A 21,093-nucleotide genomic window follows, 5' to 3' on the forward strand; every position below is an offset into this window, starting at 1 on the left:
GGGGCACGGGGAGGACAATGATCGGTGAAGCGGGCCGCCACTGCGCGGGCGGCCCGTGACCAAAGGGGGAATGACGTGACTGTCACCTGGCGCAGCGCCGTGTCCTACGCGCTCACCGTCGTAGTCCTGTCCTGGCTGACCGGGGCGGCCGTGGACCTGGCGTGGACGACCGCTTCCGGCGGCGGCCTCGGGGGGTGGGTCTCCCTCTGGGTGAAGGACCCGTGGAACGCGGTCTTCGTCGTGGCTGCCACCGCGTCCCTGACGCTGGCCAGGGGTCTGCTGGCCGCGCTGCCGCGCTGGCGCGTGGTCCTGGTCGACGGGTTCGTCTACCTGGTGATGCTGCTGGCGTGCTCGGGGCTGTCGGCGTGGGCCGGTGGCGACGACGCCCCGGCGGACACGGCGTCCATGATGGCGGTCTACGCGCTGTTCACGCTGCAACTCCCCGCGGCATGGCTGCTGTGCGTGTGGCGGACGGGGCACCTGGAGGTCGTGCTCAGCCGGGCCGGATGGAACGGGACGCACAGCGAGCGCAAGAACCACAGCGACCACGGGGACGACCAGCGGGACGCGACCGGGCGATGACGACGACCCGACGCCCGTACGCGGCCGTGGCGGTGACCGTCGCCGGTGCGGTCCTCGCCGGCTGCTCGACCCCGGACCCGATCGGCGACACCACTCCCGGGGAGCAGCTCACCAGGATCCTGAAGGAGGGCGAGCGCCCCGTCGCTCCCGACTTCTCCGGCACCTCGCTGGAGGGCGACGAGATCCACCTGTCCGGCTACCGGGGCAAGGTCGTGCTGGTCAACGCCTGGGCCTCCTGGTGCGGTCCCTGCCGGGCGGAGGCGCCCGAGTTGAAGAGGATCCAGGAGAAGTGGGGCGGTCGCGGCGTCCAGGTACTGGGGCTCGACAACGACGGCAACCGAGCCGACGGGCTCGCCTTCCAGAAGGAGTTCCGTCCGGGCTACCCGTCCCTGCACGATCCGGCGGGCAAGCAGGCCCTGAGGCTGCCACACGGCTTGGTGAACACGCAGACGCTCCCGTTCACGATCGTCATCGACCCGGCCGGAAAGGTGGCGGCGACTCGCATGGGAGCGGTGACGGAGCCGCAGATCGCGAAGGTCATCGCCCCGCTGCTGGCCGCCGCGGGGCACCCTTCGTGAGGTCTGGACCGACGCTCACTGTCCAAGCGATGGCCTTCTGCGCCGCCCCAGCGCCTGCGCACTCGAACCACACCGTCTTGCCGGTCGCTCCGCGTGGTTCCACGCCCCACTTGTCGGTCACCGCGTCGACCAGCAGCAGTCCCCGTCCGCCCTCCGCCTCCGGCGACAAGTCCGAGGGCATGGCCGGCAGTTGCGGCGACTCGTCCGTCACCTCCACCCGGACTCCGTCCGTCTGCCGCAGCACCAGCAGCGTGCACCGCCGGTCCGGGACATGCCGTACGACGTTGGCGACCAGCTCGGTCACGGCCAGCTCCACCGCGTCGGTGAGCCCGGCCAGGCCCCAATCACCCAGGCAGGAACGGACGATACGGCGAATGTGCCGAGCGGAGTGCTCACCGAGGGCGAGGCACATGCGGTACTGGGGGAAATAGTCGTTCACGAGGCGAGACTGACCTGCCGTCACTACGCTGGGCCACCGTCTGAACGCAACGGGTCTACCCGTGGGGCGTCGCGTGAAAGGGGCCATGCGTGACCAACATCAATATCCTCGACCCGGGGGCCTCGCCACTCGACTACTACGGCTTCGAGTTGCGTCGGCTCCGGGAAGCCGCCGGCCTGACGCAACGGCAGTTGGGTGACGTCATCAACTACACCGGTTCGCTGGTTGGACAGATCGAGACAGCGCGGAAGCTACCGACGCCGGAGTTCAGCGAGCGGGTGGACGCGGCGCTGGGGACGGACGGACAGCTGTCCCGGCTGGTCGCGTTGGTGATGCGCAGCCAGCTTCCGGCGTGGTTTCAGCAGGTGGCGAAGTTGGAGGCACGGGCGACAGAGATCTGCACGTTCCAAATGGGCATGATCCATGGGTTGTTGCAGACCGATGCGTACGCGCGCGCCACGCTCGGTGCGCTCGACCGAACCGACCTTGACGACCGCACGGCCGTACGCCTCGCTCGTCAGAGCATCTTCGAGAAAGAGGAACCGCCGGTCTTCTGGATGGTGCTCAGCGAGGCGGCGTTGCATCAGGAGATCGGCGGCCCCGAGAGCATGCGCGGGCAACTGAGCCACCTGCTGTCCTTCGGGGACGCCCCTCGAATCAACATCCAGGTGCTGCCGTATTCGTCCGGCGCGCATGCAGGCCTGACTGGCTCATTCACCCTCTTCCGCTTCGAGGATGACCCGACCATTGTCTACACCGAGGGATACGGGGCCGCGTATCCGAGCGCCCATCGCGACACCGTCAAGGACTGCTCGCTCCGTTACGATCATCTGCAAGCTGCCGCACTCTCGCTCAGAGATTCGGCAGCGCTGATCCGGCGCGTGATGGAGGACTGCTATGGAGTTCAACTGGCGTAAGTCCAGCTACAGCAGCGACCAGGGCGGCGAGTGCATTGAGATCGCCGAGATGCCGGAGGCCACCGTGGCCGTACGGGACTCCAAGACCCCCGCCGGCCCGGTGCTCACCCTCGCGCCCGCCGCCTTCACCGAGTTCCTGTCGTGGGCGGCTGCGGACGCCGACTGATCGTCAGCCGGCGGTCGGAGGTACCTGCCCGCCCCACTGGTGGCTGCGCTGCTCGTTCTCCACGGCCTCGTAGATCAGGCCCTGGAGGCCCTCCGGGTCCGCGACGTGCTTCAGTTCGAGCATTCCGTGTTCCGAGGCCGACTGGACGGTCAGCGTCCCCTCGTGCAGGATGCGCTCCCACAGCGTGGCCCGGAACTCGACGTCGTTGACGCGGGTCAGCGGGATGCTGTGCCCCGTCTTCGTCAGGAAGCCGGTGCGCACGGAGACCCGCTTCGTCGTGACGATGTAGACGGTGCTGCGCCAGATCAGCAGCGGCCGCAGCCAGAACCAGACGGAGATGATCACCGCCACGCCCAGGACCACGTACCGGGCCACGGTGCCCCAGTCCTTGCCGGACGGAATCACCCACGCCAGCGCGCCCGCCACGGCCCAGACGAGGACGAGCACGACGAACTCGCCCACCATCTGGGTCCAGTGCTGGCGGGTTGCATGTATCAGTTCCTCGTCATCGGCGAGATGACGGTCCACGTTCACCATGGGCGGCATCCTGGCACATCAAGTGCCGTACGAGTACGGCCCCTCCCAACCGGGGTACGCCGTCATTCGCGTCCCGAGGTCACGACGGCCAGGACGCCCGACAGCACCGCCGCGATCAGCAGTGGGATGCCCAGGCCCTGATGGATCACCAGCCCGGCGCCGAGGACGGCGCCGGCCAGCATCGCGATCACGGAGGCCGTGCGGCGCGGCGAGCGGCGGCCGGTGCCGCCGCCGGCCCTGGAGTCGGCGGCGAGACTCGTCAGGGTCCTGGTCAGGACGGTGGTCGTCAGGTCGGCCACGTTCAGCTTGATGACCGTGGCGTTGCGCAGGCCCATCGCGAAGGCGGTCAGGGCGATGACGGAGTACACCATGGCCTCCGTGTCCGGCGCGGCGAAGGCCACCACCGCGGACGCCGCGACCAGTAGGGCCTCGGCGGTGAGGGTCACCCTGGCCCAGGTGCGGCGCGAGCCGGTGCCGTAGCGCAGCGAGACCCGGCCGCCGACCATCGCGCCCAGCAGGAAGCACACGAGGGAGGTGGCGGTGTGCGGCACGGAGAAGCCCGGTGCCCCGGCGGCTGCGAAGCCGAGCACGACCACGTTGCCGGTCATGTTGGCGGTGAAGACGTGTCCGAGGCCGAGGTAGCTGACCGCGTCGATCAGTCCGCTGACCACGGTCAGCCCCAAGAGCACCGCCACCAGGCGCAGTCCGCGTGTTTCGGGGTCGTCCGGTGGCGGGTCCGTCTTCATGGGGTCAGGAAAGCAGAACCGCGGGGCCGTGGCAGCCGGACACGGCGAAGGCGGCGGCCCAGGGGATCGAGGGCCGCCGCCTCCACGGGTGCCGTGAGGGTCTCACCGACCGGTCACGGCGGCGGTGCGTCGAAGGTGACCGGGGCCTCGAAGGCGGCCCGGCGGGTCGCGCGGCGCAGCGCCCGCAGGACGGCGTGGCCGAGGACGAGGGTCAGGACCACGGTGACCAGGGCCCGGCCCAGGTCCCAGCCGAGCGAGGTGGCCAGGCAGTACGCCACGAACCGGGCCAGGTTGGCGGGGACGCCCGCGTGCGGGTCGAAGGCGATGGAGGAGGCGAGGGTGCCCATGAAGGGCCAGCCCGCGAGGTTCATCACGGTGCCGTAGGCGAAGGCGGCCAGGAAGCCGTAGAGCGCGAGCAGCAGCAGTTCCGTGCGTCCGCGCAGCCGGTCGGGGCCCGGCAGCAGACCCGCGCCCATGGTGAACCAGCCCATGGCCAGCATCTGGAACGGCATCCACGGTCCCACCCCGCCGGTGAGCAGCGCGGAGGCGAACATCGTCACGGAGCCCAGGACGAACCCGAAGCCCGGCCCGAGCACCCGCCCGCTCAGCACCATCAGGAAGAACATGGGCTCGATGCCGGCCGTCCCGGCCCCGATCGGGCGCAGCGCGGCCCCCGTCGCGGCCAGCACACCGAGCATGGCGACGGCCTTCGGGCCGAGGCCGGACTCGGAGATCGTCGCGGTGACGACGGCGACGAGCAGGACGAGCAGGCCCGCGAACAGCCAGGGCGCGTCCTGCGCGTGCGCGCTGAGCGACGAGGCGGGCGGGGCGAGGAACGGCCAGCCGAACGCCGCCATACCGACCGCGCTGACCAGGGCGAGCGCGGCGAGGGACCGGGGGCCGAGGCGGACGGCCCGCACTCGCGCGCCGGCACGGCGTACCTTCTCGTCGGCAGGACGGGTCTTCGGGCCCGCGGAAAGGGCCTTCGCGTCGGCGGGGCGGGCCGTCATGCCAGGGCCTCGCGGACCTGGGTGGCGGTGAGCCACCGCTGCGGGGCCAGGATCTTGGTGACCTGCGGGGCGAACGAGGGGGAGGACACCACCACTTCGGCCGTCGGACCGTCGGCGATGACCTCGCCCTCGGCGAGCAGCACGACCCGGTGGGCCAGTTCGGCGGCCAGTTCGACGTCGTGCGTGGCGAGCACGATGGCGTGTCCCTCGGTGGCGAGCGCGCGCAGCATGCCGACCAGGCGGGTCTTCGCGCCGTAGTCGAGACCGCGGGTCGGCTCGTCGAGCAGCAGCAGGGGCGGGCGGGCGGCGAGTACGACGGCGAGCGCGAGCGCCAGCCGCTGGCCCTCCGACAGGTCGCGGGGGTGGGTGTCGTCGCCGACGCCGGGCAGCAGCTCGCGGACCAGTGCCCGGCAGGTGCCGGGCGTGGCCTGCGCGTCCTGGTCGGCGGCCGCGCACTCGGCGGCGACCGTGTCGGCGTACAGCAGGTCGCGTGGCTCCTGCGGGACGAGCCCGACCCGGCGCACCAGTTCGCGGGGCGTCGTGCGGTGCGGGACCGCGCCGCCCACCCGGACCCGCCCGGCGGACGGCTGGACCAGCCCGACGAGCGAGCCGAGCAGCGTGGACTTCCCGGCGCCGTTGCGGCCCATGAGGGCGACGGTCTCGCCGGGGGCGACGGACAGGTCGACGTTCCGCAGGGCCTGGACGCCGGCGCGGCGGACACCGAGGGAGTGGACCTCGGCCACGGGCGCGCCCGCCGGGACGGGCTCGGGGGCGGGGCCGCGGCGCAGCCGCCACCGGGGCGCGGGACGAGGGGCCGGACGGGGCGCGGGGACCGGGAGTGCCGTGGCCGGTGCGGTCCCGGAGCGCACGGGCTCCCGTCCGTCCAGCCGCTGCCGCAGACCGGCGGCCCGGCGGCGGGCGTCCCGTACGGTCAGCGGCAGCGGGGACCAGCCCGCCAGCCGGCCCAGGTCCACCACCGGCGGGTACACCGGGGAGACGGCCATGACGTCCGCCGGGGGCCCAAGGAGCGGGGCGGCGCCCGGGGCGGGCAGCAGGACGACCTGGTCGGCGTACTGGACGACCCGTTCCAGGCGGTGCTCGGCCATGAGGACCGTCGTGCCGAGGTCGTGCACGAGCCGCTGGAGGACGGCGAGGACCTCCTCGGCCGCGGCCGGGTCGAGCGCCGAGGTCGGTTCGTCGAGGACGAGGACCTTGGGGTGCGGGGTGAGGACCGAGCCGATCGCGACCCGCTGCTGCTGGCCGCCCGACAGGGTGGCGATGGGGCGGTCGCGCAGGTCGGCCAGGCCCAGCAGGTCGAGGGTCTCCTCCACGCGCCGCCGCATCACGTCCGGGGCCAGGCCCAGCGACTCCATGCCGTAGGCGAGTTCGTCCTCCACGGTGTCCGTGACGAAGTGCGACAGCGGATCCTGGCCGACGGTGCCGACGACGTCGGCCAGTTCACGCGGCTTGTGGGTGCGGGTGTCCCGGCCGGCCACGGTGACCCGGCCGCGCAGGGTGCCGCCGGTGAAGTGCGGCACGAGTCCGCTGACCGCGCCCAGCACGGTGGACTTGCCGACGCCGGACGGCCCGACGATCAGGACGAGTTCACCCTCGGGCACCTCGAAGTCGACGCCGCGGACGGTGGGTTCCACCGCTCCGTCGTAGGTGACGGAGACATCCTCGAAGCGGATCACGACGGCTCCTTGGGGGCGGGACTGGCGGGTGCGGCGAACGCGGGGGCCAGACCGAGGAGTACGGCGGCGGCGGGCCACAGGGGAAGAGTGGGCGGGACGAGCGGGACCACGCCCGGGTGCAGGGCCTGGGGATCGCGGGCTGCGGCGAGCGCCAGCAGGGCCGGGACCAGCATGCCCGACCCGGCGACCAGGCAGGAGCGGAGGTTCCAGGAGTCCGGGCGGTAGCGGGTGCGCGGGGAGCGGCGCCCGCCGAGCCACAGTCCGGCCAGGGCGGCGGCGACCCCGGCGAGCAGCACCGGCAGGCCGTAGGTGCCGCCCTCGGCGGTGAGCAGTCCGTACGTCCCGGCGCAGACGCCGAGCAGACCGCCGAGCGTGAGCGCGGCGGTGGTCCGGCGGACGGCGGGCGCGACCTCGGCGGTACGGCCGTAGCCGCGGGCGTCCATCGCGGCGGCGAGGGCGACGGAACGCTCCAACGCGCCCTCCAGGACCGGCAGCCCGACCTGCACCAGGCCGCGGACACCCCGGTCGGGGCGGCCCCGCAGCCGGCGGGCGGCTCGCAGACGCCGGCCGTCGGCGACCAGGTGCGGCGCGAAGGTGAGCGCGACGACGACGGCGACCCCGGTCTCGTACAGGGCGCCGGGCAGGGACTTCAGCAGCCGGGCGGGCGCGGCGAGGGCGTTCGCGGCGCCGACGCAGACCAGCAGCGTGGCCAGCTTCAGCCCGTCGTACAGGGCGAAGACGACCGCCTCGGCCGTGACCCGGCCGCCCAGGCGGATGCCCTGCGCCCAGTGCGGCAGGGGGACTTCGGGCAGGGAGACGAGCACGTGCGAGCCGGGAATGGGCGAGCCGAGCACGACGGCGAAGACCAGGCGGATGACGAGGACGGCGAGGGCGAGCCGGACGAAGGCGGTGTAGGACCGGGCGGACGGCGTGTTGGGGCGGCAGCTCACCACGACGTAGCCGGAGACCGCCAGCAGCAGGCCGAGCAGCAGGGGATTGGTGGTGCGGGTGGCCGCGGTGCCGAGGGCCAGCGCCCACAGCCACCAGGCGCCCGCGTGGACACCGGCGGAGCCGCGGGCGGGTGCGCCGCCGGCGCGGCCCGTCCGCCCGCGGTCCCGCACGGCGTCACGCATCCCTGCGCCGCCGCGCCTGCCAGACGGCCGCCGCGGCCAGCACGACCACCACGGCACCACCGGCGAGGAGACCCACCGAGGGGCCCTCCTCGCGCGGCTCGTCCGCGGCCGGCCGCTCGCCCTTGCCCGCCGCCACCTGCTCGCCGCAGCCCTTCTGCGGATAGCCGGCGATGGCGCACAGCAGGGCGTTGGCGTCGTACCGCAGTGGTTTCGCCACGGCCGCCAGGGCCTCGGCCGTGGTCGCGTCGGACGGCACCCGGGCGCACTCCGTGCGCGGCGCCGGCGGGGTCTCGCCGACCGGGGCGTCCGCCTGGACGCCGAAGTCGAGGACGAGCGCCACCCGCTTGCTGCCCTTCGCGGCGGGCGTCTTGGCGCAGATGGCCTCGAAGTCGGCCGTCCCGCGTGGCTTGCTCGCGTCCTGGGAGTCCTCGCTCACCGCGAAGCGGAGGCCCTGGACGTCGCCGTCGGAGGGACGTGCGGTCGAGGGGCCCTCGGTGGCGTACGTCCACTTCTCGCCGTCGCGGTCCCAGAAGGACCAGTACCGGTAGCCGGTGGCCTGCGCCTGACCGGCACCGGCCACCAGCAGGAGCGCGGCGGCGAGCAGCGGTGCGCACAGCGCCCGGAGCCGGCGGGTCACGACCGGCCCTGCTTCTTCCGGCCGCTCAGCAGGAAGCCGATGCCGACGCCCGCGACGAGGAAGACGCCGACGGTCCACCAGACGCCGAAGGGGGAGTCGCTCTTCGCGGAGTCCTCGGTGTCCTTCTTGGCGGCGGCCTGGGGAGCCGGTCCGGTCGCGTTGAGCCGCTCGACCAGGTCGACACCGCCGAAGTCACGCGGGTCGGCGCCGGCCGCGCGGGCCGCGAAGACGAGCTGGGCGTAGGCGGCGGGACCGCTCTGCTTGGCCCACGCCTCGGAGTTCTTCTCCAGCCACTTCAGCGGCTTCTGTGCTTGTGCCGGTCCGCTCTGCACGGCCAGGGCGACGACCGTGTCGGCGGTGTTGCCGAAGTCGGGCTGGTCGGTGGCACCGGGGAGGGAGGAGGTGAGGTGACCGTCCTTGGCGACGGCCTGTGCGAGGTAGGAGGCGCCGTTGGCCGCGGCCCGGTCGGGGCTGGGCTTGCCGGAGTCCTCGCAACGGGCCTCGGAGCCCTTGCCGTTGCCCTCGGGGGCCATGCCCTGCCCGAGGGCGGCGACGACGGCGGCCGCCGTGGCGTCCGCGTTGGCGGCGAGCTTGCCCTTCTTGTCCGGCTGGTAGGCGAAGGCGCCGGCCCCGTCGCCGGAGCACGGCAGGGCGAAGGTGAGCAGGGCGTCGTAGGGGGACTTGCCGTCCTTGACGACGCTCTCCGGCTTCTGGCCGGCGGCGGCGAGCGCGCCGATCACGACCGAGGTCGAGTTGGTGTCGCTGGGCCCGCCGGGCGTGTATCCCCAGCCGCCGTCCTTGTTCTGCACGGACTTCAGCCAGGACACCGCCTTGCCGGTGGCCGTGTCGTGGCCGCCGAGCGCGGCGAGGGCCTGCACGGCGGCGGCGGTGCTGTTGGTGTCGACCATCAGCTTGGCGTCGCAGGCCTTGCCGGGCTCGGCGCGGAAGGCCGCGAAGGAGCCTTCGGCGCACTGCTGTCCGGTCAGCCAGTCCACGGCCTTGGCGGCGGGCCGCACCTCCATGGTGTGCTGCGCGAGCAGCGCCAGGGACTGGCGCCAGACGCCGTCGTACTGGGGGTCGGTGGTGCCGTAGAGCCCCGCCGGAAGAGCCGGAGACGACGGGGACGGGCCGGCGGACGTGTCTGCGACGGCGGGGGCCGCGCTGCCGATCACGGCGACGGCGGCGGCCAGGGCCGCGGCGCTGCGGCGGAAGTTCATGATCGGCGGGTGCCTCTCCCTGCGGGGAGCCGGACAGCACGGGACACCCCGGCGGCTCGGCTCCGTATACCTCGACGGTGCGATGCGCCGGCGGATCTGCCGATGCGCATGAGCCGGTCACGTCCCGCCCCGGGCATTCCGGCTCGCCGCCCTCGCGGGACGGCTCACGGCTGCGGGTCAGCGCCGGATTTCCACCGGCTTCCCCCCGAACGGGTGTGATGACGACCCGGTCACTCTACCGGCCTACCGGAAAGGCCCCGAGGGGTGCCCGATGCCCGTCTCGCCCGGCGCGGGAGAATCCGAAAAAATCTTCGGATTGGGGGGTTCCATCCGGGTCGGACGGATTTATTCTGTAAGTGGCCTACGAGGCGAGTGAGGGAGTTCAACCGGAGTAGCCGACTTTGGCGAGACGCTACGGCATCCGCTGAGGCCGACGTCGACGGTCGGGCTGAGAGGCCGGAAGGTAGTAGTCGGACCCGAAGGCGACCCCCATTACCTGATCCGGGTAATACCGGCGAAGGGAACCCGTCTCGTAGGTCCTATTCGTGCGCCTCGAGGGGCGCCTCGGGGGGCAGGGTCAGGTCGATCAGCCGGCACGCCGTCCCTATGTCGGCCTTCGCCTGGGCGAGGGAGGCGCGGCCCGAGAGCCAGGTGATCAGGGCCGAGAGCCAGGTGTGCTCGATCACGCGGACCGCGGAGAGCTGCTCGGCGGTGGGCTCCTCCAGGCCCATGGCGTCCAGGATGATCGCGGTGGTCTGGCGGGAGACCTGGTCGACCTCCGGGCTCACGCTGCGGTCCGCGAAGGTCAGCGCGCGGACCATCGCGTCCGCGAGGTGGGGGTCGCGCTGGAGGGCGCCGAAGGCGCGCATCAGGGTCTCCGCCACCCGCTCGGCGGCGCTCTCGCCGGCCGGCGGGTTCTTGCGCAGCGTGCCGTGCAGGCGCTCCAGCTGGTCCTGCATCGTGGCGACGAGCAGGTGGACCTTGGACGGGAAGTACCGGTAGAGCGTGCCCAGCGCCACCTGCGAGGACTCCGCGACCTCCCGCATCTGCACGGCGTCGAAGCCGCCCCGGGCGGCCAGTTGCGCGCTCGCGCGCAGGATGCGGCGGCGGCGGGCCTCCTGCCGCTCGGTGAGGGGCGGTGAGGCCGGCCGGGAGGTACTGGCTCGCGCAGGCATGGATCCCGTTCCGTGACAGTCGGTGAGGCAGGGGCCGGTAGGGGGACCGGACCGCGGGCGGTGGCGCGGGCCGTGGTGCGAATCACCCGATCCACTGCTCACAGCGTGGCTACCTCCCGGTAGATTCGGAGCCTCCTGAACGATCAAGTCTGAAACTTGTTCTAGATTAGCGTCCCGACGTAATCTCGCGGGACAGTGCAGTCAGAAGGGGGGCCGGAGTGACCGCTGAGCCCAGTCAGGCGGGGTCCCCGGCGGACCTGGCCGAGGACGGCGAGCGACCGCTCTGCATAGCGCTCCTCACCTACAAAGGGAACCCGTTCTGCGGCGGCCAGGGCGTCTACGTACGCCATCTCTCGCGCGAACTGGCCCGCCTCGGCCACCGGGTCGAGGTGATCGCCGCCCAGCCGTACCCCGTCCTCGACACCCCCGACACCCTCGGTGACATCGCCGGCCACGGCCACGGCCACGACGGCCGGCTGCGCCTGACCGAGCTGCCGAGCCTGGACCTCTACCGGCAGCCGGACCCCTTCCGCACCCCGAAGCGCGACGAGTACCGCGACTGGATCGACGCGCTGGAGGTCGCCACCATGTGGGTCGGCGGCTTCCCCGAACCGCTGACCTTCTCGCTGCGCGCCCGCCGCCATCTGCGCGCCCGGCGCGGGGAGTTCGACATCGTCCACGACAACCAGACCCTGGGATACGGGCTGCTGGGGGACGTCGGCGCGCCCTTGGTCACCACCATCCACCACCCCATCACCGTGGACCGGAAGTTGGAGCTGGACGCCGCCGAGGGATGGCAGCGGCGCTGGTCCGTACGGCGCTGGTACGCCTTCACCCGCATGCAGAAGCGCGTCGCGCGCAGGCTGCCCTCCGTGCTCACCGTCTCCGGCACTTCCCGCCAGGAGATCGTCGACCACCTCGGCGTGCGCGAGGACCGCGTCCACGTCGTGCACATCGGCGCCGACACCGACCTGTTCTCACCCGACCCGGCCGTGCGGCAGGTGCCCGGCCGGATCGTGACCACCTCCAGCGCGGACGTGCCGCTCAAGGGGCTGGTGTTCCTCGTCGAGGCGCTGGCGAAGGTGCGCGCCGAGCACCCCGCCGCGCACCTCGTCGTCGTCGGCAAGCGGCCCGAGCAGGGTCCGGTCGCGCAGGCGGTCGAACGCTACGGCCTCGAAGGCGCCGTCGAGTTCGTGAAGGGGATCTCGGACGCCGAACTGGTCGGCCTGGTCCGCTCGGCCGAGGTCGCGTGCGTTCCGTCGCTGTACGAGGGCTTCTCCCTCCCGGCGGCCGAGGCCATGGCCACGGGCACTCCGCTGGTCGCCACGACCGGGGGCGCCGTCCCCGAGGTCGCCGGACGCGACGGCGAGACGTGCCTGGCCGTGCCGCCGGGCGACGCCGGGGCGCTGGCCGTGGCGCTCGGCCGGCTGCTGGGAGACCCGGAGCTGCGCCTCCGGCTGGGCCGGGCCGGGCGTGAGCGGGTCCTGCGGCACTTCACCTGGGCCCGTGCCGCCGAGGGGACCGTGGCCAGGTACCGCGAGACCCTCGCCCGTTCCCGCGCGGGCACCCCCGTCGCGGCCGCCCCGGTGGCCGGCCCCGCGCGGACCGGCACCACCACGACCGACGCCGACCTCAACCGAGAAAGCAGGGCCACGTGCTGACCGTCGACTTCTCCCGGTTCCCGCTCGCCCCGGGCGACCGCGTGCTGGACCTCGGATGCGGTGCCGGCCGGCACGCGTTCGAGTGCTACCGGCGCGGGGCCCGGGTCGTGGCGCTGGACCGCAACGGCGAGGAGATCCGCGAGGTCGCCAAGTGGTTCGCGGCGATGAAGGAGGCCGGGGAGGCACCGGAAGGGGCGACCGCGACCGCCATGGAGGGCGACGCGCTGGCGCTGCCCTTCCCCGACGATTCCTTCGACGTCGTCATCATCTCCGAGGTGATGGAGCACATCCCCGACGACAAGGGCGTCCTCGCCGAGATGGTCCGGGTGCTCCGGCCGGGCGGGCGGATCGCCGTCACCGTGCCGCGCTACGGCCCCGAGAAGGTCTGCTGGGCCCTGTCCGACGCCTACCACGAGGTGGAAGGCGGCCACATCCGCATCTACAAGGCCGACGAACTCCTCGGCAGAATGCGCGAGGCGGGCCTGAAGCCCTACGGCACCCACCACGCGCACGCGCTGCACTCGCCGTACTGGTGGCTGAAGTGCGCGTTCGGCGTCGACAACGACCAGGTGCTGCCGGTGCGGGCGTACCACAAGCTGCTGGTCTGGGACATCATGAAGAAGCCGCTGGCCACCCGGGTGGCCGAGCAGGCGCTGAACCCGCTGATCGGCAAGAGCTTCGTGGCGTACGCGACGAAGCCGCGGCTGCCCGACACGGCCGGGGGCGCCGAGGCGTGACGACTCCCCGGACAGAACACCTCGTCCTGCCCGGAGTCCTCACCGCCGGGCAGGCCGCCGCGACCGTACGCGGCATACTCGCCGGCCAGCGGGAGGACGGGGCGATCCCGTGGTTCCGCGGGCACCACCTCGACCCGTGGGACCACGTCGAGGCGGCGATGGCGCTGGACGCGGCCGGCGAGCACGAGGCCGCCGAGCGTGCCTACGCGTGGCTGGCCCGCCACCAGCTCCAGGACGGCTCCTGGTACGCGGCCTACGCCGACGGGGCGCACGACGACGTCACCGACCGCCGCCGGGAGACCAACTTCGTCGCCTACACGGCCGTTGGGGTCTGGCACCACTACCTCTCGACGGGCGACGACACCTTCCTGGACCGCATGTGGCCCGTCGTGTACGCGGCGATCGAGTTCGTGCTGCGGCTCCAGCAGCCCGGCGGGCAGATCGGCTGGAAGCGGGAGGACGACGGCACGGACACCGCGGACGCGCTGCTGACCGGGTGCTCCTCGGTCCACCACGCGCTGTGCTGTGCGCTGGCCATCGCGGAGCAGCGTGAAGAGCCGCAGCCGGACTGGGAGTTGGCGGTCGGTGCGCTCCGGCACGCGATCCGCGCGCACCCGGAGCGGTTCCTGGACAAGGACCGCTACTCCATGGACTGGTACTACCCGGTGCTGGGCGGCGCGCTGACCGGCGCGGAGGCGAAGGCGCGCATAGCGGAGGGCTGGGACCGCTTCGTGGTGCCCGGACTCGGGGTGCGCTGCGTCGTCCCCAACCCGTGGGTGACGGGCGGGGAGTCGGCCGAACTCGCCCTGACCCTGTGGGCGGTGGGCGAGTCCGACCACGCTCTGGCCGTGCTCCAGTCCATCCAGCACCTGCGCGACCCGGACACCGGCCTGTACTGGACGGGCTACGTCTTCGAGGACGACGCCGTGTGGCCCCGCGAACTGACCATGTGGACCGCCGGTTCCCTGCTGCTCGCGGTGGCCGCGCTCGGCGGCCACGAGGCCACCTGCACGGTCTTCGCGGCGGGCGACCGCCTGCCGCGGGGCCTCGACACGGACTGCTGCGGCTGACGCCGTTCGTCAGTCCGGACCTGCCCGCACCGGCCCGCCGCCGTCAGTGCCGGTGCATCCGGTTGGCGACGGCGTGGCCGACGAAGAGGTACACCACGGCGGCCAGACCGTAGCCGGCGATCACGCGGGCCCAGGGCCTGTCGAAGGTGAAGAGGTCCCGGGACCAGCCGGCCAGCCAGTCGGCCGCGCCGTGGACGAACCGGACCAGCTCGTTGGCCCGGTTGGCGTCCAGCAGGTACATCAGAATCCACAGTCCGAGGATGACGGCCATGACGTCCGCGACCACCGCGATGACCGTACCGGCGGAGTTGGAACCTGTGCGATATCGAGGGGACATGCCCTTGCGTCTGCCCCGGAATCCCGCCGGAAACCCGGCCTACGCACGGGGAGTGACCCGGAGGATACCTCCAGTGCACTGTTTCGGCACGGCCACCCGGGATCACACGGACCTCCTGAACAACACCCGGAGCAACATGTTCGGGAGGACATCGTGCCCGTACCGATACGGCGCCTCGCCCTGGCGCTGACGCTCTGCTGCGCCCTGCTCGCCGGTTCCACCGGGTGGGCCGTGGGCGCCCAGAGCACTCCGCAACGCAGTCCGACGGTCGCCGTGGCGGCGGCCAAGCCCAGCCCCACCACGCCCGCGGAGAGGCAGCACTTCGCCAAGACCCGGTTCGTGGCGAACGCGGCGCTCGCGGCCGGGGCCACCTACGAGTGGATCGTGAAACCGTACAAGCAGGGCAAGTTCAAGAAGGGCGCTCCCCACCGCAAGCGCACCCTCATCAAGGCCGCCCTGGCTGGTGCCTTCACGTACAACCGGCTCAAGGCCGCCGTGCGCAACGCCCATGGCGACCCCCTGCTGTCGAAGGCACTCGCCCCGCTCAACAAGGCCATCAACGACCTGAAGGCCCTGCCCGCCAAGCTGCGCCACGGCGACACCTCGGCCGTCGGTGACTACAACAAAGTCATCAACAAGGTGAAGGGCGCCGGGAGCAGCGCGGGCGCCCCGGTCCACAACAAGGTGCCGACCCATTCGCAGCTCATCCACGGCTCCTAGGAGCCGTTCCGGGCTGTTCACCGACGGCCTGCCGGGTCCAGGCCTCGCGTGCGGCACGGCAACGGCCCCCCGCCCGGTGAGGGCGAGGGGCCGCGGCGCGGGTCCGGCGGGCCGGATCAGCCGCGCTGGATGTTGGACGCGTCCTGGAGGACACCCCGGCGGCCGTCCTGCATCTCGGTCAGCAGGCCCTGACCGCGCTGCTCCACGGCCAGGTACCACACGCCCGGCGCCAGTTCGGCGATCGGCGCGGGGGAGCCGTCCTCCGCGAACAGCGGACGCGGCGCCGGCACGGCGAACCAGAACGGCGAGAAGCCGGCCACGGGCTGCTGCCCCTGCGGGACCTGCTGCGGCTGGCCACCGCCGAACGACGGCTGGTTCTGCTGCGGCTGCCCGCCGAAGGGCTGCTGAGTGCCCGGGCAGCCGTACCCGCCCTGCGGCTGTCCGCCGTAGGGCTGCGGCGCGGCCGGCCTGGGCGCGGGCATCAGGGCGGCCTGAAGGGCCGGGACCAGCGGAGTGGCGACGGCGCCTGCGGCCAGGACGAGGGCCGCGATGAAGCCCAGGATCAGGCCGGAGCCCGCGCCGACCTGGGGAGCGTCCACCAGGTTCCAGAACATGATCCACGCGACCAGGACCGTGAACGCCACTCCCACCGCGCCCAGGTCCAGGCCCGCCACCTTGCGGGGCTGCGGCAGACACCGGTTGACGACGATCAACGCGGCGCCGATCACTCCGCCCATGTAGACGCCGAGCCCCAGCCCGAGCGCGTCCCAGGCGTTGCTGGTCAGGAGGCTCGAGTAGGTGTGGAGGAACGACGCGATGAACAGCAACACCGCTGCTCCGATCACCACGCCGTCGCCCCGAGTGAGGGAGCGGATATTCACGTCAGGTCCTTCTGGTTCGTCGTCTCGTCGGTGGAGGCGTCGCTGTCACCATCTCGCCGTCAGGCCGCGGTGCGAAGCGCGGGGGTGGCGCCTCATCGTACGGATGACACTATCGTCCGTACGGCCACGATGTCCGCCGGGATGAGTGCCCTGATCACGACCCGCGCAGGAAACTCACGATTCCCTCAGAGATCCCCTCTGCCGCCTTCTGCCGCCAGTTGCCGCTGGTGAGCGATGCCGCGTCCTTGCTATCGCGCATGTTGCCGCACTCGATGAACACCTTGGGAACCGTTGACAGATTGAGACCGCCCAAATCCTTCCGCGTGACGAGGCCGGTGCCGCCGCCGATGTAGTTGGACGGCGCCTCGCCCGTGACCCGGACGAAGTTGCCCGCGATGCGCTCGCCCAGATCCCGGGAGGAGGAGACGATCGGTCGGGTGTCGGCGGAGCCGGCGTGCACGGCCCCCGGGAGGATGACGTGGAAGCCGCGGTCGCCGGTCGCCGCGCCGTCGGCGTGGATCGACACGGAGGCGTCCGCGTGCGCGTTGTTGCCGATCCGGGCGCGCTCGTCGACGCACGGGCCCCAGGCCGGAGAGCCGCCGTCGTGGGTCAGCTTCACCGTCGCGCCCTGCGCCTCGAGCAGCGCGCGCAGCCGGTGGGCCACGTCCATCGTGAACCGGGCCTCGGTGTAACCGGCGTTGGTGGACGTGCCGGTGGTGTCGCACTCCTTGCGGTTGGTGCCGATGTCCACCGTGCGGTTGATCTCCGCCGTGTGCCGGAAGTTGCCCTGATTGTGGCCCGGGTCGATGACGACGACCTTGCCCCTGAGCGGGCCGGAGGCGGCGGGGGACCGGCCGGCCCCCTTGCCGTTCTGACCGGAGGAGGAGGGCGGCACCGGCTTCTCGGACGCCTTGGCCCCCTTGGACGCCTCGGACGTCTCGGACGCCGAGGGGGAGCCGGTCGCCGACGGCGGGGCCGCCGTGTCCGAGCCGCCGCCCGGGTCGCCCACCGCCTCGTACACCAGCCAGCCCAGCAGCGCGCCGGGCACCAGCGCCGCGAGGGAGACGGTCAGGAGCCCTCGGCGGAGGCGGCCGGGGCGCTCGGGCTGCGGGACATCGAAGTCGGGGCCTGTGTACGACACGTCTGCGACTCTAACGGCGGGTGCGGGTGCCTGCTTCGGTTCGCCGCAGTACGCGCAGCGATCCGGCCGCCGACTCCTCGGTGAAGGCGCCCGACTCCAGGGCCCGCAGGTAGACGCGGTACGGGGCCTGCCCGGTGAACTCGTCCACCGGGTCCGGGAACACGTCGTGGATGACCAGAAGCCCGCCTTCGGCCAGGTGCGGCGCCCACCCCTCGTAGTCGGCGCCGGCGTGCTCGTCGGTGTGACCGCCGTCCACGAAGACCAGGCCGAGCGGGGTGTTCCACAGGGCGGCGATCTGCGGCGAGCGGCCGACGAGTGCCACCACGTGCTCCTCGAGACCCGCCCGGTGCAGGGTCCTGCGGAACGTGGGGAGCGTGTCCATCAGCCCGGTCTCGGGGTCGACCGTCTCCGGGTCGTGGTACTCCCAGCCGGGCTGCTGCTCCTCGCTGCCGCGGTGGTGGTCCACGGTGAGCGCGGTGACCCCGGCCCGCCGGGCCGCGTCGGCGAGCAGGATCGTCGAGCGCCCGCAGTACGTGCCGACCTCCAGCAGCGGCAGCCCGAGCCGCCCGGCCGCCACGGCCGCCGCGTACAGCGCGAGCCCCTCGTCGGTGGGCATGAACCCCTTCGCGGCCTCGAACGCGGCGAGGACTTTCGGCTCGGGTGCCGCGGGCATGGGGGTCCTTCCTGTCGGTCGTGCATCCGTTCCGGCGCCATGCTGCCGCACCCCCTGCCGCGCGGGCGACAGGGGGTGCGGTGGCATATCTCTCAGGCGTACGGCTGCCTCAGGCGGTGACCGACTCGCCCGGCAGGGACAGGTCCAGGTCGACCGGGTGGTCCTCGCCGGGGTGGGTCGCCGCGCTCGCGTGCGGGCCGTGCCCGGCGGCGCGGGCGGCCAGGACGTACGGGCCCCTGGCCGGGACCGCGAGGGCGTAGCTGCCGTCCTCCGCGGAGAGCGTGGCGCCCGCCTGGCGGCCGCGGCGGTCGATCAGCGTGACCTTGGCACGGGCGACCGGGGTGCCGCCGGAGTCCAGGACCCGGCCGCGGAAGCCGCGCAGGACCGCCTCGGCCCGTGCCAGGTTGGCGTCCTCCTCGCTGCTCGCGCGCAGCCGCGGGCCCGTCGAGAGGTTCGGCCGGGGCAGGCACAGGGCCAGCGCCAGGCCCACCACGACGGCGGCCGTGGCGATCAGGAAGGAGACGCGGAAGCCGTGCATGGTGGGGATCGCGAGTCCGCCGGTGTGGTGCGCGGTGTCGGCCAGCACCATGCCGATCACGGCGCTGGACACCGAGGTGCCGATGGACCGCATCAGGGTGTTGAGGCCGTTCGCCGCGCCCGTCTCGGAGGCCGGGACCGCGCCGACGATCAGCGCGGGCAGCGAGGAGTACGCCAGTCCGATGCCGGCGCCCAGGACCACCGAGATGACGACGGTCTGCCAGGCCGCGTTCATCAGGCCGAGGCCGGCGGCGTATCCGACGGCGATGACCATCAGGCCGATGATCAGGGTGACCTTCGGGCCGTAGCGGGCGGACAGGCGGGCGTAGACCGGCGCGGTGAACATCATGGTCAGGCCCAGCGGGGCCACGCACAGACCGGCGACGACCATCGACTGACCGAGCCCGTAGCCGGTGGCGGCGGGCAGCTGGAGCAGCTGGGGCAGGACGAGGGAGACGACGTAGAAGCTGACGCCGACCATGATCGAGGCGAGGTTGGTCAGCAGCACCTCGCGGCGGGCGGTGGTGCGCAGGTCGACCAGCGGGGCCGCGACGCGCAGCTCCATCAGGCCCCACAGGAGCAGGACGACGACGGCCGCGGCGAACAGGCCGAGCGTGGTGGGCGACGACCAGCCCCAGTCGCTGCCCTTGGTGACGGGCAGCAGGAGCAGGACCAGGCCGACGGACAGGCCCAGCGCGCCCGGCAGGTCGAAGGAGCCCTCGGCGCGCGCCGGGGACTCCGGTACGGCGAGGAGGGTGAGGCCGATGGAGAGGACGCCGAGGCCGGCGGCGCCGTAGAAGAGGGTGTGCCAGTCGGTGTGCTGGGCGACCATGGCCGCGGCGGGCAGGGCGAGACCGCCGCCGACGCCGATCGAGGAACTCATCAGCGCCATGGCGGAGCCGAGCCTCTCGCGCGGCAGCATGTCCCGCATCAGGCCGATGCCGAGCGGGATCGCGCCCATCGCGAAGCCCTGGAGCGTGCGGCCCGCGATCATGGGCAGCAGGGCGGAGGTGAACGCGCTGACCAGCGCGCCGACCACCATCACGGCGAGGCTGGCGATCAGCATGCGGCGCTTGCCGTACAGGTCGCCGAGGCGGCCCATGATCGGCGTGGCCACCGCGCCGGACAGGAGGGTGGAGGTCAGGACCCAGGTGGCGTCGCTGGGCGAGGTGTCCAGCAGTTGCGGCAGGTCCTTGATGACCGGGACGAGCAGGGTCTGCATCACCGCGACGACGATCCCCGCGAAGGCGAGCACCGGGACGACGGCCCCGCTCGCTCTCCGTTCGGGCCGTCCGGTCGTCGTGAGCGTCATCGAGTGGAGCCTCCGGGCCGTGAGGGTGGAGCGTGCGGTCATCCGTGCGGAACGAGCGCTGGGTCAACCCCGTAGGCCGAGGCAGCTATTCCGATGCTTTGGCGTACTAACTATTTCTTGACCGTTCCGTGAGGATCTGAACGCCTGTCAGGCGGCCCGCGGGCCGGGGGAGTGGAGGAAAAACCGGGGCCGGCCCGGCCGTGGAAGCCCTTCTCCGGCTCTTGGGCGCGGGTGCGGGCGGAGTTTCGCACCGGGCCGGGGGTGAGGCCTCTCCGGTCCCCGCCGCGGCCCGGCACCCGCGCGGACAGCGATCCCGCAGCAGCCCGCGGACACCCACTGACCTGGGCTTTCGTGGTGCCCGACCCTAGAATTGGCCCACTTGGGCCCACTTGGCCCATTCGAGCACGTCGAATGCGGAAGGGGGTCGTATGGAGCGGGACATACGCACGGTCGACGATGTGCTGGCGCTGCTGGACCGGCTGTTCGCGCCGGACGCCGACCGGTGGACGGGTGGCGCGGCCGGCTGGTGGGACGGGTTCTACGCGGACCGGACCCGTCCGGTGCCGTTCTTCGCGGACAAGCCGGACGAGAACCTCGTCGAGTGGCTGGAGCGGGGGCTGATCGGCGGCCACCGGGCACTGGACCTCGGGTGCGGGCCGGGGCGCAACGCCCTGCACCTCGCCGAGCGCGGCTTCGAGGTGGACGCGGTCGACCTGTCGCCGCAGGCCATCGCCTGGGCCCGGGAGAGGGCCCGGGAGACGGGGGCCGAGGTGCGGTTCCTGTGCCAGGACGCCTTCGGTTCCGCCGGCTCGCCCCTCATCGGCCCGTACGACCTGGTGTACGACTCCGGCTGCTTCCACCATCTGCCGCCGCACCGCCGGATCAGCCACCTGGCTCTGCTCGACCGGGTCCTGGCCCCCGGCGGCCACCTGGCCCTGACCTGTTTCGCGGCCGGAGCCATGGGCTGCGAGCTGTCGGACGCGGAGCTGTACCGCAGCGGCAGTATGCACGGTGGGCTCGCGTACACGCCCGAGTCGTTGCGGCGGATCTTCGCGGACCTGACCGAGGTGGAACTGCGCCGGATGCGGGACGAGCCGGAGGGGTCGCCCTGCTTCGGGGAGGCGTTCCTGTGGGCGGGGCTGTTCCGGCGGGAGCCGGGGTAGCGAACGCCCGGGGCGCGTCCGGGCGGCGGA

General features: G+C 72.7%; 20 protein-coding genes, 3 pseudogenes and 2 riboswitches. Of the genes and pseudogenes, 9 read left to right on the plus strand and 14 right to left on the minus strand.

The window, feature by feature from the left end; translation table 11 throughout:
* The first annotated feature begins 75 nt into the window (after positions 1-75).
* Together ABZ818_RS01430 and ABZ818_RS01435 are read left to right on the plus strand one after the other, a co-directional pair.
* Entirely contained in the window at positions 76-582 is a 507-nt protein-coding gene (locus ABZ818_RS01430) for a hypothetical protein (protein ID WP_361408985.1), read from the plus strand.
* The gene (locus ABZ818_RS01435; protein WP_361408988.1) at positions 579-1,160 is read left to right on the plus strand and encodes a TlpA disulfide reductase family protein; all 582 of its coding nucleotides are present in this window, start codon (positions 579-581) and stop codon (positions 1,158-1,160) included. Before ABZ818_RS01430 ends, ABZ818_RS01435 begins: the two co-directional genes overlap by 4 nt.
* A gap of 55 nt (positions 1,161-1,215) precedes the next feature.
* Here the strand turns inward: ABZ818_RS01435 and ABZ818_RS01440 are convergent.
* Positions 1,216-1,572 (minus strand): annotated as a pseudogene (locus ABZ818_RS01440) (ATP-binding protein); the annotation flags it as partial.
* A 116-nt stretch (positions 1,573-1,688) separates the two neighbouring features.
* Between ABZ818_RS01440 and ABZ818_RS01445 the strand changes: the two are divergent.
* Both ABZ818_RS01445 and ABZ818_RS01450 read left to right on the plus strand, forming a co-directional pair.
* Positions 1,689-2,516, plus strand: coding sequence for a helix-turn-helix transcriptional regulator (locus tag ABZ818_RS01445; RefSeq protein ID WP_361408991.1), 828 nt, complete (start codon positions 1,689-1,691; stop codon positions 2,514-2,516).
* The gene (locus ABZ818_RS01450) at positions 2,497-2,682 is read left to right on the plus strand and encodes a DUF397 domain-containing protein (RefSeq protein ID WP_361408994.1); all 186 of its coding nucleotides are present in this window, start codon (positions 2,497-2,499) and stop codon (positions 2,680-2,682) included. The genes ABZ818_RS01445 and ABZ818_RS01450 overlap by 20 nt, the downstream gene beginning before the upstream one ends.
* Positions 2,683-2,685: 3 nt before the next feature.
* Here ABZ818_RS01450 and ABZ818_RS01455 read toward each other — a convergent pair whose 3' ends face one another.
* The 8 genes from ABZ818_RS01455 to ABZ818_RS01490 form a co-directional block, all read right to left on the minus strand.
* Positions 2,686-3,219: a PH domain-containing protein gene (locus ABZ818_RS01455; RefSeq protein WP_361408997.1), complete on the minus strand. Its 534-nt coding sequence runs from the start codon at positions 3,217-3,219 to the stop codon at positions 2,686-2,688.
* Between the two features lie 62 nt (positions 3,220-3,281).
* Positions 3,282-3,965, minus strand: a complete 684-nt coding sequence (locus ABZ818_RS01460; protein ID WP_361408999.1) for a YoaK family protein — start codon at positions 3,963-3,965, stop codon at positions 3,282-3,284.
* A gap of 113 nt (positions 3,966-4,078) precedes the next feature.
* Positions 4,079-4,975 (minus strand): ECF transporter S component, encoded by an 897-nt coding sequence (locus ABZ818_RS01465; RefSeq protein ID WP_361409002.1) that lies wholly within the window; start codon positions 4,973-4,975, stop codon positions 4,079-4,081.
* Complete coding sequence (locus ABZ818_RS01470; RefSeq protein ID WP_361409005.1) at positions 4,972-6,669, minus strand: ATP-binding cassette domain-containing protein; 1,698 nt, start codon at positions 6,667-6,669, stop codon at positions 4,972-4,974. Before ABZ818_RS01470 ends, ABZ818_RS01465 begins: the two co-directional genes overlap by 4 nt.
* Entirely contained in the window at positions 6,666-7,802 is a 1,137-nt protein-coding gene (locus ABZ818_RS01475) for a CbiQ family ECF transporter T component (protein WP_361409008.1), read from the minus strand. Before ABZ818_RS01475 ends, ABZ818_RS01470 begins: the two co-directional genes overlap by 4 nt.
* Positions 7,795-8,439, minus strand: coding sequence for an SCO2322 family protein (locus ABZ818_RS01480; RefSeq protein ID WP_361409011.1), 645 nt, complete (start codon positions 8,437-8,439; stop codon positions 7,795-7,797). Before ABZ818_RS01480 ends, ABZ818_RS01475 begins: the two co-directional genes overlap by 8 nt.
* On the minus strand, positions 8,436-9,656 hold the full coding sequence (locus ABZ818_RS01485) for a prenyltransferase/squalene oxidase repeat-containing protein (RefSeq protein WP_361409014.1): 1,221 nt from the start codon (positions 9,654-9,656) through the stop codon (positions 8,436-8,438). Before ABZ818_RS01485 ends, ABZ818_RS01480 begins: the two co-directional genes overlap by 4 nt.
* Positions 9,657-9,787: 131 nt before the next feature.
* A riboswitch (cobalamin riboswitch) is annotated at positions 9,788-9,861 on the minus strand.
* 159 nt (positions 9,862-10,020) lie between these two features.
* Positions 10,021-10,196, plus strand: a riboswitch (TPP riboswitch).
* A complete protein-coding gene (locus ABZ818_RS01490) occupies positions 10,196-10,831 on the minus strand; it encodes a TetR family transcriptional regulator (protein WP_361409017.1) in 636 nt (211 codons plus the stop codon). Its footprint overlaps the riboswitch before it by 1 nt.
* 218 nt (positions 10,832-11,049) lie before the next feature.
* On the opposite strand from ABZ818_RS01490, the gene ABZ818_RS01495 reads away from it, so the two are divergent.
* The 3 genes and pseudogenes from ABZ818_RS01495 to ABZ818_RS01505 all read left to right on the plus strand — a co-directional run.
* The gene (locus ABZ818_RS01495) at positions 11,050-12,492 is read left to right on the plus strand and encodes a glycosyltransferase family 4 protein (protein WP_361409020.1); all 1,443 of its coding nucleotides are present in this window, start codon (positions 11,050-11,052) and stop codon (positions 12,490-12,492) included.
* Positions 12,486-13,202 (plus strand): annotated as a pseudogene (locus tag ABZ818_RS01500) (class I SAM-dependent methyltransferase); the annotation flags it as partial. The gene ABZ818_RS01495 and the pseudogene ABZ818_RS01500, both read left to right, overlap by 7 nt.
* Before the next feature lie 23 nt (positions 13,203-13,225).
* Positions 13,226-14,299, plus strand: a pseudogene (locus ABZ818_RS01505) (prenyltransferase); the annotation flags it as partial.
* Between the two features lie 43 nt (positions 14,300-14,342).
* On the opposite strand, the gene ABZ818_RS01510 reads toward ABZ818_RS01505, so the two are convergent.
* A complete protein-coding gene (locus ABZ818_RS01510; protein ID WP_361409023.1) occupies positions 14,343-14,636 on the minus strand; it encodes a hypothetical protein in 294 nt (97 codons plus the stop codon).
* 153 nt (positions 14,637-14,789) lie between these two features.
* Between ABZ818_RS01510 and ABZ818_RS01515 the strand changes: the two genes are divergently transcribed.
* On the plus strand, positions 14,790-15,356 hold the full coding sequence (locus tag ABZ818_RS01515; protein ID WP_361409026.1) for a hypothetical protein: 567 nt from the start codon (positions 14,790-14,792) through the stop codon (positions 15,354-15,356).
* Positions 15,357-15,472: 116 nt separating this feature from the next.
* On the opposite strand, the gene ABZ818_RS01520 is transcribed toward ABZ818_RS01515, so the two are convergent.
* From ABZ818_RS01520 to ABZ818_RS01535, 4 genes are all read right to left on the minus strand, one after another.
* On the minus strand, positions 15,473-16,237 hold the full coding sequence (locus ABZ818_RS01520) for a hypothetical protein (RefSeq protein ID WP_361409029.1): 765 nt from the start codon (positions 16,235-16,237) through the stop codon (positions 15,473-15,475).
* Between the two features lie 154 nt (positions 16,238-16,391).
* Positions 16,392-17,378, minus strand: a complete 987-nt coding sequence (locus tag ABZ818_RS01525) for an N-acetylmuramoyl-L-alanine amidase (RefSeq protein ID WP_361409032.1) — start codon at positions 17,376-17,378, stop codon at positions 16,392-16,394.
* 10 nt (positions 17,379-17,388) lie between these two features.
* Positions 17,389-18,051 carry a class I SAM-dependent methyltransferase gene (locus tag ABZ818_RS01530; protein WP_361409035.1) on the minus strand — a complete coding sequence of 221 codons (663 nt, stop codon included), beginning with the start codon at positions 18,049-18,051 and terminating at the stop codon, positions 17,389-17,391.
* A 109-nt stretch (positions 18,052-18,160) separates the two neighbouring features.
* Positions 18,161-19,900 (minus strand): MFS transporter, encoded by a 1,740-nt coding sequence (locus ABZ818_RS01535; protein WP_361409038.1) that lies wholly within the window; start codon positions 19,898-19,900, stop codon positions 18,161-18,163.
* A gap of 428 nt (positions 19,901-20,328) precedes the next feature.
* Here ABZ818_RS01535 and ABZ818_RS01540 point away from each other — a divergent pair, with 428 nt between their 5' ends.
* A complete protein-coding gene (locus tag ABZ818_RS01540) occupies positions 20,329-21,063 on the plus strand; it encodes a class I SAM-dependent methyltransferase (RefSeq protein WP_361409041.1) in 735 nt (244 codons plus the stop codon).
* The last annotated feature ends 30 nt before the right edge of the window (positions 21,064-21,093 follow it).

This window comes from Streptomyces sp. NPDC047453 (genome assembly GCF_040643155.1).
In the GTDB taxonomy this organism is placed as follows: domain Bacteria; phylum Actinomycetota; class Actinomycetes; order Streptomycetales; family Streptomycetaceae; genus Streptomyces.